This is a genomic window from Psychrobacter sp. T6-1 (assembly GCF_052258445.1).
Genome location: NZ_JBQQFC010000824.1, coordinates 1 through 530, shown reverse-complemented (window position 1 = coordinate 530; position 530 = coordinate 1). Strand labels below are relative to the sequence as shown.

Below are 530 nucleotides of genomic sequence, written 5' to 3'. Positions count from 1 at the left end.
ACCTCATCTTGTAGCGCTAAGGGCGGCATAGGCATACCCGTCTTCAGACCTGCGACCTCAATACTGCGCGGATGTACGCCCTCGCCTAGCATGGCGACGCCTTCTGACACATAAGTGCCGAATACGCGTGAAGTATAAAACCCGCGACTGTCATTAACGACGATTGGCGTTTTGCCGATTTGCAAGACATAATCAAAAGCTTTGGCTAAGGTGTCATCGTCGGTCTTTTCGCCGACAATGATCTCGACCAAAGGCATCTTGTCGACGGGCGAGAAGAAATGCAGACCGATAAACTGCTGTGGGCGTTTGCTGGCCTCAGCCAATCCTGTGATAGGCAAGGTTGAGGTGTTAGACGCATAAACGGCTGATTCTGGAATCACGGCTTCAGACTGCTGAGTACACTTAGCTTTGATTTCACGGTTTTCAAACACCGCCTCGATGATTAAATCGCAGTCTGCTAAATCGTCATAAGAGACGGTCGGGTGAATACGATTAAGTAGCGCTTGCTTCTTATCCTCAGTTGAGCGCTT

The 530-nt window shown here is 49.8% G+C and carries 1 protein-coding gene; it reads right to left on the bottom strand.

Annotation, left to right across the window (positions count from 1 at the left end; translation table 11 throughout):
• A partial coding sequence (locus tag ACTXGO_RS16645; RefSeq protein ID WP_443575246.1) for a 3-hydroxyacyl-CoA dehydrogenase family protein occupies nucleotides 1–530 on the bottom strand: 530 nt, incomplete at both ends.